We start from the raw sequence: 18,078 nt of genomic DNA, 5'->3' as shown, positions 1-18,078 counted from the left end.
AATTAAAGCTTGCTTCAACCGCTGTTGTTACATCTGAATCTTCGGTATTAACTGTTAAAGCAGTTAATGTGGCTGCACCTATTCGTCATGCGTTCGTAACATTGAGTCTGATGGCACAAAAAAGTCCTACACAGCAATACCATGTAGATCCCTTCCATATAAACTCCTCCTTCAAAATAAAAATAGCCCTTCAGTCCACATTCGGAATGAAAGGCATCTACTTATTACTTCTTAATAATATTAAATATTTGAAAGTCGGGTTGTTACGGCTTTAGACATGAGTGGAAGCTGCTAGGCGCAAAAAAAAGGCCAACACAGCCGTAGCCATGTAGAGCCCTTCCTCATTTCTGAAATTGTAGTTAATTGTGAGCATCATTTGTGCGACTGGTGCACTGTATTTTATTACTTACCTACAATACTCGCAGTAGCAGTTGCATCTACACTTATATAACCGCTGATAGTATCGTTAACAACCGATGTACCTGCAAGGTCACTTTAATCAACATTTGTAATCTTTGCATTAGCTATGATTTCCATACCATTTCCTGTAGCAAATTCTATGCTTTTCCCTGATGTAAGTTGTAATGTTAATCCATTTTTCACATACAGTTGTTCGTCAGCCCCTAGCTATGTAACTTCTACTTATTTCTAAGAATTACAGAAACCTTCCCTATTTTTTTACTAAACGAACTAATAATTTCTTTTGTATAATGCATTCTTTAAAGCGTCTATTAATAATGTTTTGCATAGATGCATTATCTACATCGGTAAAGAATGTCACGAACATATTCTTTTCTCTTGCCTTTTTGACAACGGGTGCATACACTAACATCCCCCCTCCTCCCAATCTGGTAGCTGGCAAACGCTTTACATAGGAATGTGGTAAAAGTATCATGTTCTGTGCAACTCTCTCAGCGATGCACCATCCGACTATATCCCCCTCATGCAATAAAGCAAAGCTAAATTCTTCATCGATAACGCCTAGATTCTGAACAAAAGGATAGACATGATTATCGAACTTATTCTTACTAGAGATTGCTTTTGTGAATATTTCATTGACACGCTGATTCCAAGGGACAACCGATAAATTTGTGGGAGTTTTTAAATTCCATAACCACTCATCTTGCTGTATTCGATTAAAATCCAGCACATATTTGTCTATGCCTTGTACATTCCCATTCCAACCTTGATTGGTTAATATATTTATGAAATCATCAGATTTGCTGTTCACAGTAATCGTTATTTCTGTTAACAAAAAGCCGATCTTTTCAAAATAATTCTTTGCTTCATTATATAGTTGCATAATAAATTGATGGGCATTCTCCTCATCATTTACAACTAGATGTGTAATCACTGCTGACTTATTATCAAAATTGATGTCTGCAATAAGGGTACCTATTGGACGTGTATAATCAACTAAACCTATTCCCCATAAATTTGCATCTATTAATTGCAAACTTTTAAAATGATTAGGATTCAAAAAAGATGAAAACATACTATAATTACTTGAAGTAAGATTTAAAATTTCCACTAATTTCACCTCTTAAAAATAAGTAGCCTAAATTATTAGGCTACTTGCAAATACTTACACCTCGTCAAATGACTCAGTTAACGGATTAAAGACAAGGCTGGCAAAATGTTTATTTTGATAATTTTTATTTAATGCATACTTATCCCAAACAGCATATAACTCAAAACCTGTAGTTACAACGGTTTCCACACCATTAGTTGCTTCAATGAAATAATAATATGTTGTCATGTGTGTTACTGAATCATCATTCCATCGTTGTGTACCACTCGCAATGTTTGATTGTATAACAGTTGCCCCAACTAAACTATTGCTTGTGTTACGTTTTATCGTATAAGTAACCGTTCCTACAGATGATTGAGTATCTGTCCAAGTAATTGTATTTCTGACGCCACCCGGTGATAAATCTGTTGAACTTCCACTCACATTTGTTACAGGTAAAAATACGCTATTTTCGTTTTATCCCTCTCTATCTCTCGGTTTTATAACGAGCCTTCACCATGCAGGCGGCTTTCACCGCACACGGCGATCCGTCAGCAATCATTTTCTACTCTACTTATTCCCCATTAATGAGCATACTACCTAAAGGTTAAAATTAGGTTAAAAATAAAAACCATTTTAAAACTTCCATCTACATTTTTCTACAAAAACTCATTTTTCCCCAAAAAGTCTTTCTAAACAAAAAAAGAGGCAATCATTACATGATTGCCTCTTTGGTAAATTCAATTGTAAGAAACAAATTCTTGGGGAAATAAGTTTCTTCAAGAATCACTACTGACTGGGTTCCTTCGCTCCTGCTAGTTTTATCCTTCTCGTATGTTACCATACAAGTCCAAACGGCTAGCTATCTACACTACTATGAACCCGCTGCCATCTTATTAGCATCACTGGTGCTGATACACCTCTTCTAACAAGACTTCAAACGTTCCACAACTTCCATCCCTCTTTTTAATTCCCTTAGGTTCCCACTATCCAGGTGTAAGAACGACCGGTTTAACAGTCAATTCATCGATCGCCACTATAGCATTTCGTCTATAGGGATGTACAGTGAACTCCTAGCTTCATTTCGCACCATACACTAACTTACCCTGCCTACATGGATTCGTTTGCCTAACCATAGAAATTTTTTAAAGAACCCCGCCTCAGGTCTACCTGAGTACGACTTCACCTGACTTCATCCCTTTTGTGTAATTCAGCACATCACTGGATGCAGGAGGATTAGGCACTTGTAGAATGACTGTTTACAAGGAAAGGATTTTCACCCTTCATTTGGTAATTGTAGTTAGAAAGAAAACCCAGTGTATTGCATAACACAAGACACGGGTTTTCATTTCCACTTATTTCACTAGCAAGCTAGCTTATAAAGTAACGTTTCGTTTAGTTTTATTAAGGAGTTACAGTTACAGAAGTTGTAACATTAGAAGTACCAGCTAATACACCTGCTGTTTTATTTGTAAGTTTGATGTTTGTTCCATCATAAACTACATCATAGTATGCTTTAACTGTAGCATCAGTATATAATGCAGTATAAAGTTGAGCAGTTGCAGCAGCACCAGTAGTTCCTAATGCAACGTCAATTGAAACAGTTTTTAATACTACTCCGCCTCTAGTAATAGTAGCTTCAAGTTTACCTCCAGTAGTTGCACCAGCACCTGCATCTGTGAAGTTAGCAATAGTTGTTACTTCTTTAGTAGCATCAGCACCAGCAGCCACTGTAGATACGATCGCAGCAGCAAATTGGTTTGCTACAGTTACTTTATCAGCCGCGTTACCAAGTCCAGCTACTTTATTAGTAAACGTTACTGTATTTGCACCAGCTGTATACGTAACATCATAGTATGCTTTAACCGTAGCATCATCTTTAACAGCATTGTAAAGTTTTTGTGCAACTTGTGCATCAGTATCTGCAGCAACTACACCAAAGTGGATGTCTTTAGAGAAACCATTACCTGCAACTGTAGCAATAGCATTACCAGTTGAAGTAGCAGCAGTAGCTGTTACAGTTAATACTTGTTTATTAGCAGCAGCACCATCTACTACTACTCCAGGAGCTGTTGAAATTCCAGCAACTAAAGCAGATTGAGCAGATGCATCAACAACATTAATTGTACCTGCAGCTAGTGGAGCACCATCAACTGCTACAGCAGTTTTAGTAGTAATAGTTAAAGTACCTACTGATAAGTCAGAAGCTTCTGTACCTAATGTAAGTGTTACTTTATTATCATTTGCTGTTCCATCAACAACATTAGTTACAGTACCATCAGTTACAGAGAAATCTGCACCAAGAGCAGTTAATTTAGAAGCATCAACTGGTTTGCTGAATACTAATTGAACTTGGTCTGCTTTACCGTTACGGTCACTATCAACTGCAACTGCAGAAACTACAGAAACAGGAATGTTGTTAGCGTGTGTTAATGATTCAATTTCAAGTACATATTTACCATCAGCATTTTTAACTGCAGAAACTTTTACAGCACTTCCAGCAGCTAGAGCAGTTGCAATTGTAGATTCAAATGTAGCTTCATCAATTGTAATACCTTGTTCATTTTTGAATGCTGTTGTGTCATACGTAATTGGGTCAAATCCACCAACGAATGTTAACTTGTTGTTAACAGCATTGATTGAAGATACTAGACCTGTGTAAACATCAGGAACTTGAGTACCTTTTGTAAATGCTAAAGTAGCTGTTTGGTTTGGTAAGCTTACTAATGAAGCAGAAGCTTGAACTGATACGTTTGAAGCAACGTTAGTTGAAGTTACTTTTAATTCAGCTTTACCATTTACAGCGTTAACTTTTACAGTTTCAGTTGTACCAGCTTTTACTAATTTTCCACCTGCAGTTACATCAGCAAATTGAGCAGTTACTTGGTAAGAAACTTCATAAGATCCAGTTCCAGCAAAGTAATCAAATCCGTTTTGGTCAACAGATTGGTATTCAAATGTAGCTACTTGAGAGCTTGGTAATGTTTTAACTTCTTTACCGTCAGCATTTAAAACTTTTAATGTAGCGTCTTTGATTACAGCATCTACGAAGTAAGTACCTTCACCGATAACTTGTAAGTCAGCTTTGTCTAAACCAACTTCTTTACCGTTTTCTAAGTAAACTGTAGGAGTTGCGTATGCATCGTGGTTACCTACTAAAGTGAATGTTGCTTCACCTTTTGTACCAGTAACTGCGATTGCTTGAGTAGTTCCTTTTTTAACTTCAACACGGTTACCATTAGCATCTAAAATATATGCTTTTTTATCTGTGCTGTAGTTACCTTCTTGGAATGTAACATGTGCTACAGTTCCAGCTGGAGCTACTTTACCGTCTTTATCAGTAATAGTTACAGTGTAATCACGTCCACCTTCACCAGTACCTTTGTTTTTATCATTATTAACATTGATTGCAGCAGCATTTTGAACGCCTTCTGCTTTAACTGTTAAACCTAATGTGTGGTTTAATTCAAATTTAACTGCTGGAGCAGCTGATTGTAATGCTGTTTCAGTGTATTTACCAACGCGATTTGTTGACTCATCAACGAATACGATTGGTGTTACTGTACCGTTAGAACCTGTTAATGTGAATGAACCTTCACCATTAGCGTTCACTTTTACACGTACAACTTGTACGCCACCAGTAGTTACTTGTGATGGGTAGCTAGCGTTTGTAATAAGACCAGTGTCAATTACTTCAACACCACGAACTAATTTATCTGGAGCAACGTTAACGTTTTCTAAGAATGCTACGTTTACATAGTTGTAATCATCAGAAGTTGCAGCTGTACCAAAAGTTTCAGTTACAGTTGTATCAGTTTTGATTTTGTAAACTTTTTTAGAACCGTTAGCTAATGTGTTACCAGAAGTAACTTCTGTAACTGTTAAGCCTTGAGCCCAGTAAACTTTAGCATTAGCAAATACTGAAGATTTTTGAGATGCATAAGCAGTAACATTGTCATCGTATTTGTAGTAACGAGTGTAAGAGTGTGAAGCAATACCTTCTTCGTTCGTGTAAGCAACAACTTCAATTTTCTCGTTTAATTGGTTTACTGTACCGTTAACGATGTTGAAAGTTACTGGGATACCTGCTTTAGATTGACCAGCTGGAACTTCAACTTGAGCTTTTACAGTTACTTCTTTACCAATTGTACCTTGTACAGATGGAGTAAGCATTTTAACAGCTGTAGGAATTACAGCAGTAACACCTTTGAATTTACCAACAGCTTCATTGTTAACTGTTACTGTGTATTCTACGTCAGCAGTTTGAGCTGAAGTAGTTAATACTACAGTCTTTTTGTCAGTTTGTTTAACTGCTTTATTAGTAATTTGTAAACCTTCGATTGCGAAGTTTAATGCAGATAAATCAGCTACAGCATCTTCGAAAGTTACTTCTACAGTAGTATTGTTAATTGCTTTAACTGAACCTGATACTTCTTCAGTACCTTCAGCAGCTTCTGTACGGTGGTACATTACAGCGAAGTCTTGACGAGAAATAGCAGCATTTGGTTTTAAGTTGCCGTTGTCGCCTTTCATAACGCCGTTAGCTACTGCGATTGATAGAGCTTCTTCAGCCCATGATTTAACGCTAGCGCTGTCTTTGAATTCTGAAAGATCAGCAGAACCTTCTAAACCGAAAGCATCAACAAGGATGATTGCCGCTTCAGAACGAGTTAAGTTAGCAGATGGGTTGAATTTACCAGCGCCTTGACCTTGGAAAATTCCGTTAGATACTGCAGCATCGATTGCTTCGTAGTACCAAGCAGATTTTTTCACGTCTGTGAAGCTAGTAGAACCAGAACCTTCTAATTCTAAAGCTCCAACTAAAATTGTAGCTGCTTCAGCACGAGTGATTGGGTTTTTAGGGTTGAAGTTCCCTTTTTGGTCACCTTTAATAACTCCACGATCGTTTAAATCTTGTACCGCTTCTTGAGCGTATGATGAAATTGAATTGAAGTCATTAATTTGAGCAGCAGAAGCTACTGGTACGATTGCAGATGCTACTAATGCAGCAGTTGCAGTTGTCGCAAATAACTTACGACCTTTGTTTGATTTTGCCATTTTATTTTTTTCCTCCTAAATTTTCCGTTTATCCATCCAGAAATAGTACGCATTGCGTTTTAGCTACCTCTAACGGCTGAATAAGGGATTTTTTTAGTAAATGAGCATAAATTGGTACAAGAGTATCAATTTGGCACATTTAATTACTTCAATAATATACCATCTATTATTTTAGAAAACAAGGATATATTTCGACTCTTAAATAATTCCACATTACCAAAAAGTTTAAAATAATAATATATCCTACTAACCCTAATTATGGCATATCCAAAACCTAGTATACCTTATGTTGGAAAAGTTTGCATTATGATATTGCATATTTTTAGGCGAATCGTTGCTTTTTTAAACCATTTCATAACATAAAACACCAAAATACGGCAGATAATTAATAAAATTGTAAATATAAAATTTTATTATTCTGATTCTTTTGTATAACCAAATACTAACTTTTTAGGTTAATTACTTTAAAATAGCATCATAAATACGTTACCGATTTGTTATTTTTAGTAATATAAGTGTCAATCTTGTAATGCAATTGTAATGTAAATTCTTCCTGTAAATCCGCTAATTTTCAATTTTTTTTATATACCTTAGCTCACAAGAACCTTCCCTTCGATTCCTCGTCAAATGATTAACTGCACCTAACCATTTCCCCCCTGTGACATATTTTTTCCATGTAGAATTTGTGGTATGATAAGGGGCAGTTAATTGTATTTAAATAAGAAAGGTTGTCAAAAAAATATGAAACATGTACAGATTATGGGCGTTCCCTTTCTACATATCGATCAGCAAGGATTTGTGAAATTACTTGCCAAGCGAGCTGAGCACAAGGAAAAGACCTTTGTCATTACGGCGAATCCGGAAATTGTCATGCGCGCCAATGAAGATGCCACACTTAACCAGTATATTAATGAAGCAACGTATATATGCGCAGATGGAATTGGTGTTGTGAAAGCGGCATCCATTCTAGGCGAGGATTTACCGGGGCGTGTGACCGGCTACGATACAATGGTAGAGCTTTTAAAGATTGGACAAGAAAAGCATTACAAAATTTATTTACTTGGCGCTCAAAAGGAAACGATTGAAAAAACAGCGGCCAATATTCAGCGTGATTATCCAAATGTTGAGGTTGTTGGCTATCATGATGGGTTCTTTGATTGGAATGACAATACGATTGCCGAAGAAGCCGCGGCCCTACAGCCTGATTTCATCTTTGTAGCGCTTGGTGTGCCGCGCCAAGAAAAATGGATCTCTGAAAATATGGACAAGTTTTCACATGGGGTCTTTATGGGGATTGGCGGTTCATTTGATGTAATCGCTGGTACAGTTAAACGTGCACCGATAGTTTGGCAAAAGCTCAATTTAGAATGGCTATATCGCCTCCTAAAACAGCCTAGCCGTTGGAAGCGTGCGCTTGTGCTTCCACAATTCGCTTTGAAAGTATTTGCACTTAAATTTAAAGGACAAGGTAAAAAGCAATGAGCCAATCCACATTAGTGAAAAGCACGCTCATTTTAACGATTGCTACATTGCTTTCCAAAATATTAGGCAGTATTTTCCGTGTTCCGCTGCAAAATATCGCGGGCGATGAGGTACTCGGTATTTTCAGCCTTGTGTATCCCGTATATATGGTGGCACTGTATCTATCAGTAGCTGGTATTCCACTCGCGATTTCCAAGCTCATTGCCGAAGCAAATACGCGAGGTGAAGCTGGGCAGGTCAAAAAGATTTATCTTACAGCAAGTATATTAGCCATTTGCTTTGGGCTTTTTAGCTTTACGATTATCTTTAGCTTCTCTCACGTTTTAGCAGATTGGCTTGGGGGGCCCTCAACACGCTTTGCCCTTATTGTTGTAGCATTGACATTATTAGTAGCACCTTATATGGCAGTCTATCGAGGATTTTTCCAAGGCTATGATGATATGCGCCCTACTGCAATTTCGCAAGTTTTAGAACAGCTTATCCGCGCTGTACTCATTATCGTGGCTGCGTATGTTCTTGTAAAAATGGAGCTATCCACTGAAATAATTGCCGGTGGTGTAATGATCGGCTCTGTAATTGGGGCACTTGCTTCATTAATCTATCTGCGTCTGAGATATCAGCGGTCTGCTGTAAAAGTAACTTCAGACGAAAAATATCAATCTAGCGACTTCTCAAAATGGAGTGGCACGATTTTAAAAATTTCGATACCGATTGCAATAGGTTCGGTAACAATGGCATTGTTTAACTTTGTTGATTCGTTTACTGCTACATATTCATTAAAACAAATCGGTATTACTACACAGCAAGAAATTAACTACTTATACGGACTATATGGTCGTGGTGCTACGTTAGTTCAAATTACTACGGTATTTGCGTCGTCAATTATTTTACCGCTTGTGCCACTCATCACAAAAAAGCTAGCGCAAAATGATGTAGCTGGTACACGTTCTGTAATCGAGCAAACTTACCGAATGACGCATTTAATTACATGGCCTGCTGCGATGGGCTTACTGGCATTAACGTTACCACTAAACTTAGCACTCTATACAAATATTGAAGGTAGCTCGATGCTTGCTATTATTAATGCGAGTGCGGTATTTACTTCATTAACACTTGTAAGTACTGGGATTTTACAAGGCATGAACCAAGCAAAGCTTGCCGCCTATATTATCTTGGTAGGTGTTGCGTTAAAAATCGTACTTAACATCGTACTTATTCAGCAATATGGCTTAGAAGGTGCCGCGTGGTCAACTTTAATAGTGTATGCTGTTGTATTTATTGTGAACACACTATTTATTTTACGTAAAATTTCATTCTCGGCTTTCAATGCCACAATATTAAAAATCATTATTTCTTCTATTATAATGGCAGTCATCGTTGGGCTCCCTACTTTGTGGTTCGACGTAGCAAACTTTGGGCGTATGCTTGCGCTTGGTTATGTGTTCGTCGCGATTGCGATTGGCGGCGTTGTGTACTTTGCGCTACTTTGGGTGCTTCGTGCCATTCATCCAGAAGATTTGAAACGCATCCCTGTCCTTGGGAAAAAACTACAGCTTAAAGAAAGAAACGGGGGCAATCGTACTACTATGAAGAATAAACGTACATGGCTATGGGCAGCCATTCTTATTTTATTGCTTGCTGGCTCCATTGGCTTTATAAATCGCTGGAATGCCGAGCAAAACAGTCACAATTATGAAGTGATTATTCCATATGAAGAAATTTTAACGCTATCGATGGAAAGTGAGCTATCTGTAGACGATATTCTATCAGAGTTGAAGGATGCTGGTTTAACAACAGTTAGCTTAAGTCCATTAAGCTTAAAAGATTTACAAAATCAAAATGTGCTGACTATTTTTGAAGAAAATGAGTTAGCTTCTATGCTACGCTTCACGCCGTATCGTGATGAAGTGGATGTGAAAAAAACAGGCTTCTATATTTCTATTCCTGAAAACGAACAACATCAAAAGCTGATTACTGATACCATCGACGTTGAAAATACAAAGATTGGTGATGAACCATTCTACTTCCTAGCAAGCTCAGATGAGTTTTATGATTTAGATACACCGATTGGCTATGATGAACAAGCACTACAAACGATTGAACAGCATAATTTACTACATGTTTTCCGCGCAACAAATGCCGAAACGGATGAAGTAAACGGCAAAATTGTATCGCAATTAGTAGAGATGAAAAATGAGTCTACATCTGGTTTACTTGGTATGGGTGAAGAAACAATCGGATTTGGACAAACATCTCAACCGAAATTTGTAGACAAATTAGAAGAAGCGGGCTACTTCTTCTACTTAATCGAAGGTGGCCCACTAAAAGGTGAGCAATCGATTGCTCGTCAAACAGATTACGACATTGTGCGACTGCACAGTATCGATATTAATCGTCAGCCAAATCTAACAAACCAAGTAATGGTAGAACGTACCGTACGTGCAATTAAAGAGCGCAATATTAAATCGATTTTCTACCATGTGAAAACAAAGGGCGATGTTGAAGAAAATCTAGAATTAGCAACGGATTACTTAACAGATATTCAATCAGCCGTGCCTTCATCATTCACTTTAGGCAAGCCGACTACATTAGATAAAGTAACGATTCCATCTTGGTCTACGGCATTCATTTTACTGGCAGGTGTATTATTTACGTACATGATGTTTAGTATTATTAATTGCCATCCGCTACGTTTAGTCGCTACAGTGGGGATGATTTTACTGGCAGTGGCGTATTTCTTATTAGATCGCTTACTATTTATTCAAGTCTTTGCGTTAATTATCGCTGTATTAACACCTATTTATGCAGTAATGTCTACGGCAAAAGGTTCGCGTAAAATCGGTAACATCCTCGTACAATATGTAAAAGCAATTGCGATTAGTGCGATAGGTATTGCAATCGTTGTTGGTTTACTAAACGGCAATCCTTTCTTAACAGGAATTGAAGCGTTCCGTGGTGTTAAATTGGTTTACGTAATTCCAATTGCAGGTGTCATTGTTCTTGTCATTATGCAAATGTACAATATTTTCGAAAATGGCTACAAGCATGCGCTTACTCGTTCAGTAAAGCTTGTGAACATGGAAGTCCGCTACTGGCATCTTCTATTATTCGTTGTAATTGCGGCAGTGGGTGCGTTTTACATTACGCGTACTGGTAACTCTGGTACAGCAAGTGCGCTTGAGCTGGCTCTTCGTCAATGGCTAGAAAATACACTGTATGTTCGTCCACGTACGAAGGAATTTTTAATCGGCTTCCCATTCTTTGTATTAGCGCTATATGTGATGGGGATTAACAAAAAGCTTGGTAGCATTTTACTAGTTCCTGGTGTAATTGGTTTCTTATCAATTATGAATACCTTTACACACTTACACATTCCGTTAGATGTTTCGTTATTACGTACGTTTTATAGTGTTGTGTTAGGCTTTGTTGTTGGGTTAGTATTTATAGGGATTTATATTGTTTTAGCGAAATTAGTGAAAAAAGCAATCGCGAGGTGGTCATAATGCATATCGTTCTTTCTGGCTATTTCGGCTTTGATAATGTAGGCGATGAAGCTATTTTGTTATCAATTATCACTTCCCTACGCAAGTTAGAGCCTGCTGTAAAAATAACGGTGCTATCAAATAATCCAGAGCACACAGCAGCTACTTACGGTGTCCAAGCAGTGAATCGTTGGAAACTAAAAGAAATATCTGCTGTATTAAAGCGTGCTGATGGCTTAATTAGTGGTGGGGGTAGTTTACTACAGGATCAAACAGGAATGAAAACCATTCCTTACTACTGCGCGATTATGCAGATCGCTAAATTTCATAAAAAACCTGTCTTCGTCTATGCACAAGGGATGGGCCCAATCAATCATGCATTTAGCAAGTGGATGACGAAATTTACACTAAACAAGGTCAACCAAATCACCCTGCGTGATGAAGCTTCTCGTCAGTTATTAATCGATATCGGTGTAAACAAGCCTATGTCGATTGTCCCTGACCCCGTTATTGGGCTCAACGCGACGGAATTCAAAAGCTGCTGGCTAGACTATCAAGCATTCGAGGGTGGCTATATTGCGGTAAGTGTACGTGATTGGCCATCTGACGTGGACTTCAAACAAAAAATTGTCGATAGCTTATCATTACTCGCACAAGCAGGTCAGCGAATTGTCTTTATTCCGATGCATGATGAACATGATGAAAAAGCTTCATTTCAGCTTTCACAAATGATGGCTGAACAAAGCTTAGTCGCACCTGGTAACTTATCCATCGAAGAAAAAATTGCGATTATTGGCAACGCGGATTTATTAATTGGGATGCGCCTGCATTCTTTAATTTTTGCCGCGATTCAAACTACACCATTTATCGCCATTTCATATGACCCAAAAATCGATGCCTTTGCCGATATCGCAAATCAACCAACTATTGGACATGTTGAAAAAGATGATTGGACTGGCAAAGACTTGTTCAAACAAGCCGAACACATGCTAGCAGAACGTGAATCAATCGAAGCTTCGTTACGCACGCAAATTGTCGTATTACATGAACAAGCACAACATACCGCGCAATTAGCGATGGATCTATTTACAGGTAAATAATTTCTTTGGTCCCATGGGCTTTTCATTTTTGAGGAAAAGCTTCATGGGATTTTTTTTTGAAATCAAAAAAGCCCACTGGCGTATAATTTATACGTCAGTGGGCGCTAATTAGCCGTATTGACAATCATGATGCGGCGAAGCCTCCAGTCAATTTTGCCTTCTTTGCCATTAAAGTATGAAACAATGCTTCATTACGTGCTTCAAGTGCGTTGTCGATCAAACGAGATAAGTTTTCCTCTTCTAATACGCGCACAATCCCTTCTACTTCCTCGTCAAATTTATATAGCACCTCAGCTTGTGATGGCTTCACATGTGTCGATACGTTATCGATAATCGGCATTAAATGATCGTGAACGTTGGATACTAATAGTAGTTGATAAAGCGGAAGGCGCACGAAACGGTTCCCACGCTGGAAGACAAATACTTCTGATAAATTTTCAACTTGCAAAGTATTTAAATCAACAATCATTTCTTTTCCTTCAATTGGAATGAAATGAAAAATCTCGTCGTCCTTTGTAATTGAAAAGTATTGATAGGCAAATACTAAGCGTAGTTTTGAACCATTTAATTTTGTATAAAATGGTTTCATAAATTGAACTTGAATCATATGAATTCCTCCTTGGATGTCGTTTTGTTCCCATTCGTTTTTATCCTAACCAAAAGACCTTATTTCGAGGTTAAATATTTTTGAAAATTCGATAAATTTTTTATATGCATTTAGTATCCCCATACTTTCAACGTTTCAAACTTTCCAATTAATGTACCTGGTCAAAATTGAGGTTGTTCTCCATAATTTGGGATTACATTTTTTTCTTTAATATATGCATTCAAAATGATTTGCGAGCGTTTGTGCATTTAAATTCGCATTGAAAAAACAGGGATTTTCTAGGCAATCTCACGTATTCACGCAAAGCCGACATGTCGTAGCCCTTAAAAGCTTTACAAAAGCCTGACTAGTGAAGGCTAATGCTCGGAAGGGAATGAGAAAAACCCCAATCGAGTAAAGTTTCACTTTGTTGGAATTCATATTATAATGAAAGGAACGACTTTTTTAGATAGGAGGACGTCTATTGTGAGTTCCAGTTTTTCTGATGTTGCTCATTCACATAAAGATTTTATTGAAAAAACATTACAGCGCTTCGAAGAGCAGCTCCATCCCTCTGCAAATGAGGATGCCGAACTTGTCACTCGTGCGATGTTTTCCGTGCGTAATCAAGCGATCAAGCTGCGTACTTACTCAGCGTTTACACAAATATTGGTGTGCCAAATTCAAGATGTTCGCACTACCGACGTAACCATATCTTTTACACAGCAGCAAATTAGCTGTACATGCCCTCAAAAAAAGCTATGTCGACATCAGCTAGCAGTTATTTTTAAGCTTTCACAATATTTCATTTCGTTGCAAGATTGGCTAACAAGTTGGCGCGCGAAAAAAACAGTGCAGTTGAGTACCCTCGCCTCTGAGCGAAGTCCTGAAAGCTGGCAGCGTATGGCCGACGAAGTGCTGAACTATACCTTTAAAGAGCAGCGACCGATCGATAGCTTTTTAATTTCTTCGCTTCTTGAAAATGCCCGTTTAAAATTACAACGCCAGCGCCCATTTGAACAAGAGTGGCAGCAATTATTTGATTTGTATATGGAAATTGCGTGTATGAAGCGCCTATTACAGCATGCTGTGAAAACGGGCATGTCAATGGACAATAATTACTTCAACTATTACTTAGATAATGCGTTCATTCGTATGGAGCGTGCAATTGATATCATTAGTAGAACGACGAAATTATTCGCAGCCGAACCATTTTTTGATGCACTACAGTTAATAACACGCGATATTTTACTGCTCGAAAAAGGGGCTACGCATTTTCGTCTTGCACTATACTTACAATTTTGGACGAAGCTATTCACAGAGAAAAAGCGCTTAACAGCGGAGCTTTCCATTTTAGAAAAAACAAACGCTCCAATCGATATCGATTTAAACGTAGTGAAAGCGCTGTTCTATATTTTATTACGTACAATCACACCGCTAGAACGAACAATACAAGAGATGTCATTAGAAAATGTAGAAAGCTTTATCGATGTTGCGCAGCAAAGTCTTGAAAAAGGCTATCTTGCTGAAGCGACACTGATTTTGAAAAAGGCGCTTCCTTTTTTACAAACCTTTATTCAAGAACAGTTACTACCTATTCGTCGTCAAAAATACACTCGTAAACTCGATGTACTGTACGAGCAAATTGACTTAACAGAAGCCGAGGAACTTACACTGTATGCGGCATTTGGTAAATTTGGTATCGAGGCGTTTTCTGATTATTTACTACGCCATGCGCGTTATAATGAATGGGTCGCATTACATCAGCTCTACCCTACTTCCATTGCTTATTTAGAGCAAAGTGGCTTAAAGGAAGTTGTTGCCCATGCCCCAGAAGCCGCATTACCGCTTTATCATTTTTATGCGATGGATGAAATTAACCAAAAATCGCGTCAAAATTATAAACAGGCTGTCCGTATTTGGCGATCAATGAAATCTGCGGCTAAAAAAGCAGGAAAGCTCGACTATTTTGAAAACTATATAGATGCCGTGCAACAGCAGTTTAAGCGTCTACGTGCACTACAAGAAGAAATCATAAAAAGCAATTTAATTGCTTCATAATATGTATGTTGTCATTAGGAGGTGAACTTGCGTAACGCAAGCTAGCTATGCAAACTTTACTCAATACAAAACTGCCATTTTTACAAACAATGCGCATCAAGCTTGCCACAGTACGTCCGGGACTTTTTCGTATGACTGCGTACAATAAGGACGATTTAATTTTGCCAACCGCAAGCTGGGTACCGACATTGTTTTTTAAATTTGATCAAAATTTATATGGGTTAAACACGTCTTTAGAAGAACGTGACTTACTTATAGATGCAGCGGATTTACTTGATGTATTATCCCCTCGCTACCGTCATCCATTTATAGATTTTTCGGCGCTAAATAGTGAAACCACTCAGCTGTTTAGTGACCTAAAAATGATACTCCCTTTATGGTCGGATTCAAAGCTATGGCAGTATGCAACATTAACAGAAGATGGCTTTAACTTTGAGCAGGAATTATTGCAGCATGCAATGGAACAAAAGCTCGCAAATGCAGGACTGTCAAAAGAAGATTCTCTTACGCTAATTCCATACTTCTTAAACGGGGGTTGGCCACTGCAAGGAACACATACTTTTGATGGCGTAAAAATGGCGCTACGTTTAAGTGAACCAGAGGACAATGAAGAAAACTGGCTATTAGAAACCGTTTTAATAAGTCCTTCTTCCGCAAAGCATTGGACACCTGCTGCTACAAAACGACAACTACCAATCAATGATGCCTTACCGAAAAAATGGGAACCTATTGCATCACAAATTGAAAATACGCAGCAGCAAGTGTTAGAGTTATTGCAAATCGATTTGGAACCTTCTCAATTTATTCGTTTAACACTAGCAGATGCAGCTGTACGCGAATTTTTACGCCATGATTTAGCGAAGCTTCAGGCAATTGGATTTGAAGTTATTTTGCCTGCATGGTTAAAAGAATTAAAGCAGTCAAAACTACGAGTTCGTGTAAGCGCAGGTAACCAATCTACGCGTAGTGTCGCTGGACTTGATGATATTTTAACATTTAAGTGGCAATTCTCGATGAATGGTGAAGAGGTTTCTGCCGAGCAATTCAAGCGTTTAGTTGACGAAAAACGTGAATTCGTACGTATCGGTAATGAATGGTTCCGCATCGATGAGCAGTGGCTTACTGAAATGAAAGAACTAATGGAGCAAGCGGAAGAAGAAAATTGGACCGTAAAGGATTTATTATTCCGTGAGCTACCAGAAACGTTAACCGCACCACTTGATGAAGACGAAGAAGATGCAGAGCGCGATGATCCTCTATTTGCCTTTGAAATGCAGCAATCACTCGCCGCATATATCGAACAGCTTCAACATAAAAAGGGCTTACCTCCTATCGTAGTGCCATCTAAGCTACACGCCGAGCTACGTCCATATCAGCAAGAGGGATTTGAATGGTTAACGTTTATGCGTGAGCAAAAATTCGGCGCTTGTCTTGCTGACGATATGGGTCTAGGAAAAACCATTCAGTTAATTACGTATATATTACACACGGTTCAAACTTTGCAAGTACAGGAGCCTACATTAATCGTCTGTCCAACTTCTGTTGTTGGGAACTGGCAGAAGGAATTAACGCGATTCGCACCAGATTTAGAAGTGTATACGCATTACGGTCCTCGCCGTTTGAAAGGTGACGATTTAACAAGCTATGTACTAACACAGCGTCCGAATGTAATTTTATCGACTTATGGTACAGTGACACAAGACGCAGATGATTTAAAGCTCCTTCATTGGTCGACGATTGCGCTTGATGAAGCTCAAAATATCAAAAATATGCAAACGATGCAATCCCGTGCCATTCGTAAACTGAGTGGGACACACCATATTGCATTAACCGGTACGCCTGTTGAAAATCGCCTCTCTGAATTATGGGCTATTTTTGACTTTATCCATAAAGGGTATTTAGGTAGCTTCAATAAATTTTCGGAACAATATATTATCCCGATTGAACGCGACGAATCGGAATCACATAAACGCATACTACGTACAAAAATTAGTCCGTTTTTACTGCGTCGCTCTAAACGAGATCCAGAGCTTCAATTAAATTTACCTGACAAACAAGAATCTCATGAGTTCTGTGCATTAACAACAGAGCAAGCCGCGCTATATGAAGGCTATATTCAAGATACACTTGCAAGTTTAGAACAACTAGCGGGCTTTGAGAAAAAAGGTCGCATCTTAAAAATGCTCGGAAAGCTTAAACAATTATGTAATCACCCTGCCCTTTATTTAAAAGAACCTTTTGATGAAGCACAAACGATGATGAATCGTTCGGTGAAGCTTAAACGCATAATTGAAATGACGAAGGAAATAATTGATAGTGGTGAACAATGCTTAATTTTCACCCAATATATCGGTATGGGTAATTTAATTCAACATTGCCTGCAAGAGCTTTACAATGTCGATGCACCGTTTTTAACAGGTAGTACCTCAAAAGCTCAACGTGACCATTTAGTAGAGGCCTTTCAAGCGAGGGAATTTCCAGTATTTTTACTGTCACTGAAGGCTGGTGGTACGGGGCTTAACTTAACAGCGGCTACACATGTACTACATGCCGATCGTTGGTGGAATCCGGCAGTTGAAAACCAAGCAACAGACCGTGCCTATCGTATCGGCCAAACACAATTTGTACAAGTGCATAAATTTGTGACAATTGGAACAGTTGAGGAAAAAATCGATAAAATGATCACGATGAAGTCTGCGCTGTCAGAGGAATTGATTCAATCCAGTAAATGGCTTACTGAGCTCGATGATCAGGAACTCATGAATTTACTTACCCTCGATATAGCAACATTCAAATAAA

9 protein-coding genes are annotated in these 18,078 nt (G+C 38.3%); 5 read left to right on the top strand and 4 right to left on the bottom strand.

The annotated features are described in order from the left end of the window. Positions 1–670: 670 nt before the first annotated feature. The 3 genes from O7776_RS02820 to O7776_RS02810 form a co-directional block, all read right to left on the bottom strand. Positions 671–1,531 carry a hypothetical protein gene (locus O7776_RS02820; protein ID WP_274309134.1) on the bottom strand — a complete coding sequence of 287 codons (861 nt, stop codon included), beginning with the start codon at positions 1,529–1,531 and terminating at the stop codon, positions 671–673. Between the two features lie 54 nt (positions 1,532–1,585). Further along, the gene (locus tag O7776_RS02815; RefSeq protein WP_274309133.1) at positions 1,586–1,954 is read right to left on the bottom strand and encodes a hypothetical protein; all 369 of its coding nucleotides are present in this window, start codon (positions 1,952–1,954) and stop codon (positions 1,586–1,588) included. 960 nt (positions 1,955–2,914) lie between these two features. Then, positions 2,915–6,568, bottom strand: a complete 3,654-nt coding sequence (locus O7776_RS02810; RefSeq protein WP_274309132.1) for an S-layer homology domain-containing protein — start codon at positions 6,566–6,568, stop codon at positions 2,915–2,917. A 741-nt stretch (positions 6,569–7,309) separates the two neighbouring features. Here O7776_RS02810 and O7776_RS02805 point away from each other — a divergent pair. Genes O7776_RS02805 through csaB form a run of 3 tightly spaced genes read left to right on the top strand, consistent with a single transcriptional unit; the run spans position 7,310 to position 12,632 of the window. Further along, entirely contained in the window at positions 7,310–8,050 is a 741-nt protein-coding gene (locus tag O7776_RS02805) for a WecB/TagA/CpsF family glycosyltransferase (RefSeq protein WP_274309131.1), read from the top strand. Continuing rightward, on the top strand, positions 8,047–11,553 hold the full coding sequence (locus O7776_RS02800) for a DUF5693 family protein (protein ID WP_274309130.1): 3,507 nt from the start codon (positions 8,047–8,049) through the stop codon (positions 11,551–11,553). Before O7776_RS02805 ends, O7776_RS02800 begins: the two co-directional genes overlap by 4 nt. Then, positions 11,553–12,632, top strand: a complete 1,080-nt coding sequence (gene csaB / locus O7776_RS02795; protein ID WP_274309129.1) for a polysaccharide pyruvyl transferase CsaB — start codon at positions 11,553–11,555, stop codon at positions 12,630–12,632. Before O7776_RS02800 ends, csaB begins: the two co-directional genes overlap by 1 nt. Positions 12,633–12,756: 124 nt before the next feature. Here csaB and O7776_RS02790 read toward each other — a convergent pair whose 3' ends face one another. Next, entirely contained in the window at positions 12,757–13,239 is a 483-nt protein-coding gene (locus O7776_RS02790; protein WP_274309128.1) for an IDEAL domain-containing protein, read from the bottom strand. Positions 13,240–13,704: 465 nt separating this feature from the next. On the opposite strand from O7776_RS02790, the gene O7776_RS02785 reads away from it, so the two are divergent. Next, positions 13,705–15,279: an SWIM zinc finger family protein gene (locus O7776_RS02785; protein WP_274309127.1), complete on the top strand. Its 1,575-nt coding sequence runs from the start codon at positions 13,705–13,707 to the stop codon at positions 15,277–15,279. A gap of 47 nt (positions 15,280–15,326) precedes the next feature. After that, positions 15,327–18,077, top strand: coding sequence for a DEAD/DEAH box helicase (locus O7776_RS02780; protein WP_274309126.1), 2,751 nt, complete (start codon positions 15,327–15,329; stop codon positions 18,075–18,077). Position 18,078: the final 1 nt, after the last annotated feature.

Origin of the sequence: Solibacillus daqui (genome assembly GCF_028747805.1) — a bacterium.
In the GTDB taxonomy this organism is placed as follows: domain Bacteria; phylum Bacillota; class Bacilli; order Bacillales_A; family Planococcaceae; genus Solibacillus; species Solibacillus daqui.
This window is presented reverse-complemented; position numbering and strand designations above follow the sequence as displayed.

Excerpts from the sequence above, each read along its gene's own strand:
- O7776_RS02810 (WP_274309132.1), bottom strand. The coding sequence starts at position 6,568 with ATGGCAAAATCAAACAAAGGTCGTAAGTTATTTGCGACAACTGCAACT.
- O7776_RS02800 (WP_274309130.1), top strand. The coding sequence starts at position 8,047 with ATGAGCCAATCCACATTAGTGAAAAGCACGCTCATTTTAACGATTGCT.
- csaB (WP_274309129.1), top strand. The coding sequence starts at position 11,553 with ATGCATATCGTTCTTTCTGGCTATTTCGGCTTTGATAATGTAGGCGAT.
- O7776_RS02790 (WP_274309128.1), bottom strand. The coding sequence starts at position 13,239 with ATGATTCAAGTTCAATTTATGAAACCATTTTATACAAAATTAAATGGT.
- O7776_RS02805 (WP_274309131.1), top strand. The coding sequence starts at position 7,310 with ATGAAACATGTACAGATTATGGGCGTTCCCTTTCTACATATCGATCAG.
- O7776_RS02780 (WP_274309126.1), top strand. The coding sequence starts at position 15,327 with ATGCAAACTTTACTCAATACAAAACTGCCATTTTTACAAACAATGCGC.